This is a genomic window from Streptomyces sp. NPDC127098, assembly GCF_042722465.1.
Lineage (GTDB): Bacteria > Actinomycetota > Actinomycetes > Streptomycetales > Streptomycetaceae > Streptomyces > Streptomyces millisiae.
In genome coordinates this window covers 103225-110284 of the sequence record NZ_JBHXFJ010000023.1, presented here as the reverse complement: position 1 = coordinate 110284, position 7060 = coordinate 103225, and the positions used below count along the sequence as shown (strand labels likewise).

Genomic DNA, 7060 nt, shown 5'->3' with positions numbered 1-7060 from the left:
CGCGCCCGCGCCGGCCTCGGGCTGGTGGTTAGGGGGGGGGGGCCTACCCGGGACCCTGGGGGCCGCCCCCGCCCTCGTGGTGGGTGCCGAGGTCAGCCCTCGGCTCCGGTGTCCTCGCGGGCCCCCTCGGCGCCCTCGTCGATCGGCTGCAGCGCGTCGGCCCGCACCTGCGCGGTGTACTGGGCCACCTCCTCCAGCGGCGCCTCGACGGTGGCGCCGGTCGCGTTCTGCCGCTGCACGGCGGCGATGCCGACGGTGCTGTCGTCGGCCCACACGCACAGCGGGATCTGGATCGTCTGCTCGGTGTTCGGCTCCACGCCCGAGCCCTGCTGGCACTTCATCACGGCGCCGTCGAGCCCCTCGGGGCTCATCTCCTGCGGCTCGCCGATCAGCGTGAGCTCGGCGCCGCCCTGGTCGGCGACGCCCTCGGACGCGCCGTAGGCGAGCAGCGCGTCGACGGCGGCCTCCGGGTCCTCGACCGCGCCCCACATGCCGACGACCAGCATGCTGTTGATCACCCGGTCGCCCAGCTCGGACAGGTCCTGCATGCCGGCGAGCTCCTCGGGCGTGACGCCGCCCAGGTAGGTGCCGGTGGTGCCCTCGGCCTCCGCCATGCCGGCGGCCGCCAGCTCCTCCTCGGAGATGTCCTGAGTGCTCGACGCGGGGGCGGCCAGCGTGAAGTCGCCGGTGGTCTCGGGCAGGGCGAGCTGGTAGCGCGTGCCGTCCCCGCCGGCGCCGTCCTCCTCGTCGTCACCGCCGACCAGCAGGAAGGTGCCGCCGCCGATGACCGCGAGCGCCACGACGACGGCCGCCGCGATCAGCCCGGTCCGGTTCTTGCGGCCGCCCCCACCTTGCGAGGGGGCGCCGTAGGGCGGCGCCTGGCCGTAGTCGGGCTGTCCCGGCTGGCCGGGCTGGGGGTAGGCGCCGGGCTGCGGGGGCGGCTGCTGCCCGTAGCCGCCAGGTGCCTGCGGCGGCTGGCCGTACCCTCCCGGCTGCTGCGGCTGCTGCCCGTAGCCACCCGGCTGCTGCTGCCCGTAGGGGTTCGGCGGCTGTGGTTGCGCGTAGCCGCCACCGGGCGGCGGGGGCGGCCCCGGTTGTTGCCCATAGCCGCCGCCGGGCGGCCCCGGCTGCGGCTGACCGTAGGGACCTGGCTGCCCGTAGGGGCCCGGCTCGTTGTGACTCATCTGCTTCCCCTTATGCGAGGCTGCTCAGGACTGCCTCCGCACATACTCTCGGACGCGACGCGGTTCTGTACATCTGACCCCGGGCCGCTCCCGGGCCCTCGGGAACTGATTCGAACTCGGCCCGCGGGGCCTCGTAGACTTCAGCCGTGACCGAGAACACCCAGCCTCCCGCGACCGGGCGACACGCCGCCCCAGCCGATCTGCCGACGCAGTACACGCCGGCCGACGTAGAGGGGAAGCTGTACGAGCGCTGGGTAGAGCGGGGCTACTTCACGGCGGACGCCAAGAGCGCCAAGGAGCCGTACACCATCGTCATCCCCCCGCCCAACGTCACCGGCAGCCTGCACCTGGGCCACGCCTTCGAGCACACCCTGATCGACGCCCTCACCCGCCGCAAGCGGATGCAGGGCTACGAGACGCTGTGGCAGCCGGGCATGGACCACGCCGGCATCGCCACGCAGAACGTGGTGGAGCGCGAGCTGGCCAAGGAGGGCAAGTCCCGCCACGACCTGGGCCGGGAGGCGTTCGTCGAGCGCGTCTGGCAGTGGAAGGCCGAGTCGGGCGGCCAGATCTCCGGGCAGATGCGGCGCCTCGGGGACGGCGTCGACTGGTCCCGTGAGCGGTTCACCATGGACGAGGGCCTGTCCCGCGCCGTCGGCACCATCTTCAAGCGGCTCTACGAGGACGGCCTGATCTACCGGGCCGAGCGCATCATCAACTGGTGCCCGCGCTGCCTGACCGCGCTCTCCGACATCGAGGTCGAGTACCAGGACGACGACGGCGAGCTGGTCTCCATCCGCTACGGGGAGGGCGAGGACTCGCTGGTCGTCGCCACCACGCGGGCCGAGACGATGCTCGGCGACACCGCCGTCGCCGTCCACCCGGACGACGAGCGGTACGCCCACCTCGTCGGCCGCACCGTCAGGTTGCCGCTGACGGACCGTGAGATCCCGGTCGTCGCCGACACGCACGTCGACCCCGAGTTCGGCACCGGCGCCGTCAAGGTCACGCCGGCCCACGACCCCAACGACTTCGAGATCGGCCGCCGCCACGGGCTGCCCCAGCTGACCGTGATGGACGAGCGAGGCAACATCACCGTCCACGGCCCCTTCCAGGGCCTCGACCGGTTCGAGGCGCGCTCGGCGGTCGTCGCCGCGCTGCGCGCCGAGGGCCGGATCGTCGCTGAGAAGCGGCCCTACACGCACGCCGTCGGCCACTGCTCGCGCTGCAAGACCACCGTCGAGCCGCGCGTCTCCCTCCAGTGGTGGGTCAAGGTCGCCCCGCTGGCCAAGGCCGCGGGGGACGCGGTCCGCGACGGCCGGGTCACCATCCACCCCAAGGAGATGTCCTCCCGCTACTTCGAGTGGGTCGACAACCTGCACGACTGGTGCATCTCCCGCCAGCTGTGGTGGGGGCACCGGATCCCCGTCTGGTACGGCCCCGACGGCGAGGTCGTCTGCGTCGGCCCCGACGAGGAGCCGCCGAGCGGCGAGGGCTGGCACCAGGACACCGACGTCCTCGACACCTGGTTCTCCTCCGGGCTCTGGCCGTTCTCCACGCTCGGCTGGCCCGAGCGCACCGAGAGCGTCGAGAAGTTCTACCCCAACTCCGTCCTGGTCACCGGCTACGACATTCTCTTCTTCTGGGTCGCCAGGATGATGATGTTCGGCCTCTACGCGATGGACGGCGTCCCGCCGTTCCGCACCATCGCCCTGCACGGCATGGTCCGCGACCAGTTCGGCAAGAAGATGTCCAAGTCCTTCGGCAACGCGGTCAACCCGCTGGACTGGATGGACGCCTACGGCTCGGACGCGGTCCGCTTCACCCTGGCCCGCGGCGCCAACCCGGGCGTCGACGTGCCGATCGGCGAGGACTGGGTCCAGGCCTCCCGCAACTTCGCCAACAAGATCTGGAACGCGACCCGCTTCGCGCTGCTCAACGGCGCCACCGTCGAGGGCCCGCTGCCGGCGCCCGAGGAGCTGTCCGCCACCGACCGCTGGATCCTCTCCCGGCTGAACTCGGTCGTCGCCGAGACCGACGCGCACTACGACGACTACCAGTTCGCCAAGCTCAGCGACGCGCTCTTCCACTTCGCCTGGGACGAGGTCTTCGACTGGTACGTCGAGCTCTCCAAGACGACGTTCGCCGCCGGCGGCCGCCCCGCCGAGGTCTCCCGCCGGGTCCTCGGCGAGGTCCTCGACGTCACGCTGCGCCTGCTGCACCCGGTGATCCCGTTCGTCACCGAGGAGCTGTGGACGACGCTGACCGGCGGCGAGTCCGTCGTCGTCGCCGACTGGCCGGCCGACTCAGGATTCCGCGACCAGGACGCCGAGCGGGAGATCGAGGCCGTCCAGCGGCTCGTCACCGAGGTCCGCAGGTTCCGCGCCGACCAGGGCCTCCAGCCCGGGCAGCGGGTGCCGGCCAGCCTCGACCTGGCCGACAGCGGGCTCGCCGCGCACGAGGAGGCGGTGCGGTCGCTGCTCCGCCTCCAGCCGGCCGGCGACGGCTTCACCGCCACCGCCACCCTGCCGGTCGCCGGGGTCACGGTCGCGCTCGACCTGTCGGGCGCGATCGACGTGGCCGCGGAGCGCAAGCGGCTCACCAAGGACCTGGCCGCCGCCGAGAAGGAGCTCGCCGGCACCAACGCCAAGCTCGGCAACGAGGCCTTCCTGGCCAAGGCGCCCGACCACGTGGTCGACAAGATCCGCACCCGGCGCGCCACCGCGGAGGCCGACATCGCCCGGATCACCGCCCAGCTCGCCAGGCTCCCCTAGGCCCTGTCCGGCCAGCCTTGCCGGGGCCGCGACGCCAGCTACGGCACCTCGCTGCGTTGTCGCATCGCGCGAATACGGCCAAGTATGAGCTGCGATACTCCGCCTTGCGATGCACCGCATCTGGGGGTACCTCCCAGGCCGCCAGGCCTGGGGGAGCCAAGGCCTGATCCGGCAAGGCCGACCGGACAGGGCCTTGGGACGGTGCCGTCAGTGGCGCTTCGTAGACTGGGGGCGTGAGCGACGACCAGTACGACGAGTTCGAGGAGATCGTGGGCGCGGAGAGCGACCGCGACCCCGATCTCGCCGTGATCGAGGCCGGCAGCCGCACCCTGCGCGCCCAGTCGGGAGCACCGCGCGGGGGCGAGCTGCCGGGCCGCCCGGCCGACCCCGAGCTCGACCGCGCGCTGCGCGAGGTGGAGGCGGAGCTGGCGAAGCGGTGGCCGGAGACCAAGCTCGAGCCGTCGCTGAGTCGCATCCGCCCCCTGATGGACGTGCTGGGTGAGCCGCAGCGCAGCTATCCGGCCATCCACATCACCGGCACCAACGGCAAGACCACCACGGGCCGGATGATCGAGGCGCTGCTCGGCGCCTTCGAGCTGCGCACCGGCCGGTTCAGCAGCCCGCACGTCCAGTCGATCACGGAGCGGATCAGCCTGGACGGCGAGCCGATCGCGGCCGAGCGGTTCGTCGCCACCTACGAGGACGTCAAGCCGTATGTCGAGCTGGTGGACGCCCAGCAGCCCTACCGTCTCTCGTTCTTCGAGGTGCTGACGGGCATGGCCTACGCGGCCTTCGCCGACGCCCCGGTGGACGTGGCGGTGGTCGAGGTCGGCATGGGCGGCACGTGGGACTCGACCAACGTCATCGACGGGCAGGTCGCCGTGCTCACCCCGATCGCGCTCGACCACACCGAGAAGCTCGGCACCACGCCGGAGGCCATCGCGGTCGAGAAGTCGGGGATCATCAAGCCCGGCGCCCGGGTGGTGCTGGCCCAGCAGCCCAGCATCGAGGCGGCCGGCGTGGTGCTGCGGCGGGCCGTCGAGGTGGACGCCACGGTCGCCAGGGAGGGCATGGAGTTCGGTGTCCTCTCCCGCGAGGTCGCGGTCGGCGGCCAGTTGCTGACGCTGCGCGGCCTCGGCGGCGAGTACCCCGAGGTCTTCCTGCCGCTCCACGGCGAACACATGGCGCACAACGCGGCGGTCGCGCTGGCCGCAGTCGAGGCGTTCTTCGGCGTCGGCGACGACCGGCCGGCCCGCACCCTCGACGCCGAGGTGGTGCGCGCCGCGTTCGCCTCCGTCACCTCGCCCGGCCGTCTTGAGGTGGTGCGCAGCAGCCCGACGGTGGTGCTCGACGCGGCGCACAACCCGGCGGGCGCGCAGGCCACGGCGGCCGCCATCAGCGAGTCCTTCGGCTTCAGCCGCCTGATCGGCGTGGTCGGCGCCTCGGCCGGCAAGGACGTCCGCGGCCTCCTGGAGGCGTTCGAGCCGGTGTTCACCGAGGTCGTCGTCACCAGCAACACCAGCCACCGCGCGATGGACGTGGACGAGCTGGCCGCGCTCGCCGTCGAGGTCTTCGGCGAGGAGCGGGTCCAGGTCGAGCCGCGCCTCGACGACGCGCTGGACGAGGCCATCACGCTGGCCGAGGAGGAACACGAGTACGGAGGCGCCGGGGTCCTGGTCACCGGCTCGGTCATCACGGTCGGCGAGGCCCGGCTGCTGCTCGGAAAGGCCCGCTGATGCGAACCCTGCGGACGCTCTGCGCCAGCACCCTGGTCTGCGAGTTCATCGTCATCGGCCTCGCGGCGGTGGCCGCGATGCGGCTCTCCGACGACCTCTCCACCACCACGATCTGGGCCGTCAGCGGCCCCGCGATGGCGCTGTGCGTGCTGCTGTGCGGACTGCTGCGGACGCCGGTGGCGATCCCGCTCGGCTGGGCCCTCCAGATCGGCCTGATCGCGGCCGGCTTCGTCCTCCCCGCGATGTTCATCCTCGGCGCGGCCTTCGCCGGCCTCTGGTGGGCCTCCATCCACTTCGGCCGCCACATCGACACGACGGCGCCGGGCGGGGCGATAGCCCCGAAGCCAAGCGCCTGACGCGGCGCGGCGGTTTCCCCCACCCACCCGCCCTCTTCCGGCGCTGCGCGCCGTGTGCGGCCGCCTGCGGCGGCCGAGCCTCTGAGCGTGACCGGCGGCGCACGCCGCGGCCGGCGCCGCCCGGCCCGGCAGCCTCCGCCACCCGGCGCGAAGCGCCGGGAGTGGGCGGGTAGCGGGAACCTGCGCCGCGGAGCAGCCGCCTTCGGCGGGCCGCAACAGGCGGCGGAGCCGCTACGGCGGCCGCCCCCGGCGCGCAGCGCCGAGAAGGGCGGGTGGGTGGGGAAACCCGCTCCGCAGGGCAGCGCTACGCCGCCCCGGCGCGCGGCGCCGATCGCTGTGTGGCTACTCCGCGCGCTCCGCGCGCGTGCGTGGGGAGAAGCCCCCGGCGGGGGCCGAGCGCAGCGGGGCGGTAGTCTTGCGACCCCCGTCTGACACCCTTTCCCATCCCAGGAGCCGCCTGCCATGAGCCAGCGCACCCTCGTTCTGCTGAAGCCGGACGCCGTCGCCCGCGGACTCGTCGGCGAGATCATCGGCCGGATCGAGCGTAAGGCCGGCTGGACCATCACCGCGCTGGAGCTGCGTACCCTGGACCGCGCGACGCTGGAGACGCACTACGCCGAGCACGTCGGCCGCCCGTTCTACGAGCCGCTGCTGGAGTTCATGGCCTCGGGGCCGAGCGTCGTGCTGGTCGTGGAGGGTGAGCGCGTGATCGAGGGGCTGCGCACGCTGGCCGGTCCGACCGACCCGATCGCCGCCGCGCCGGGGTCCATTCGGGGCGACTTCGGCACGATCGTGCGGGAGAACCTGATTCACGCCTCCGATTCGGAGGAGTCCGCTGAACGGGAACTGAAGATCTTCTTTCCGTGAGCCACTCCGACACGCCCTGACCCGCCGTCAGGGTTCACCTGAACGACTTCGTCCATCGGGATAGGTACAGTCGAACGAGGGAACCCGTCACCCGAACACGACGTCACATGACGGAGGGCGGGCCGGGTTCCGCCGACAATGGC

At 72.7% G+C, this 7060-nt stretch carries 5 protein-coding genes; 4 read left to right on the top strand and 1 reads right to left on the bottom strand.

Going from position 1 to position 7060, the window contains the following annotated elements; genetic code table 11:
* Window positions 1–92: 92 nt before the first annotated feature.
* Entirely contained in the window at window positions 93–1184 is a 1092-nt protein-coding gene (locus tag ACFWI8_RS17185) for a hypothetical protein (RefSeq protein ID WP_387091663.1), read from the bottom strand.
* Window positions 1185–1330: 146 nt separating this feature from the next.
* On the opposite strand from ACFWI8_RS17185, the gene ACFWI8_RS17180 reads away from it, so the two are divergent.
* The 4 genes from ACFWI8_RS17180 (at window position 1331) to ndk (ending at window position 6917) form a co-directional block, all read left to right on the top strand.
* Window positions 1331–3958 (top strand): valine--tRNA ligase, encoded by a 2628-nt coding sequence (locus ACFWI8_RS17180; protein WP_387091660.1) that lies wholly within the window; start codon window positions 1331–1333, stop codon window positions 3956–3958.
* 233 nt (window positions 3959–4191) lie between these two features.
* Window positions 4192–5694, top strand: a complete 1503-nt coding sequence (locus ACFWI8_RS17175) for a bifunctional folylpolyglutamate synthase/dihydrofolate synthase (RefSeq protein ID WP_387091658.1) — start codon at window positions 4192–4194, stop codon at window positions 5692–5694.
* An 8-nt stretch (window positions 5695–5702) separates the two neighbouring features.
* Window positions 5703–6050: a DUF4233 domain-containing protein gene (locus ACFWI8_RS17170; RefSeq protein ID WP_387091688.1), complete on the top strand. Its 348-nt coding sequence runs from the start codon at window positions 5703–5705 to the stop codon at window positions 6048–6050.
* A gap of 462 nt (window positions 6051–6512) precedes the next feature.
* Complete coding sequence (ndk, locus tag ACFWI8_RS17165; RefSeq protein ID WP_311603411.1) at window positions 6513–6917, top strand: nucleoside-diphosphate kinase; 405 nt, start codon at window positions 6513–6515, stop codon at window positions 6915–6917.
* Window positions 6918–7060: the final 143 nt, after the last annotated feature.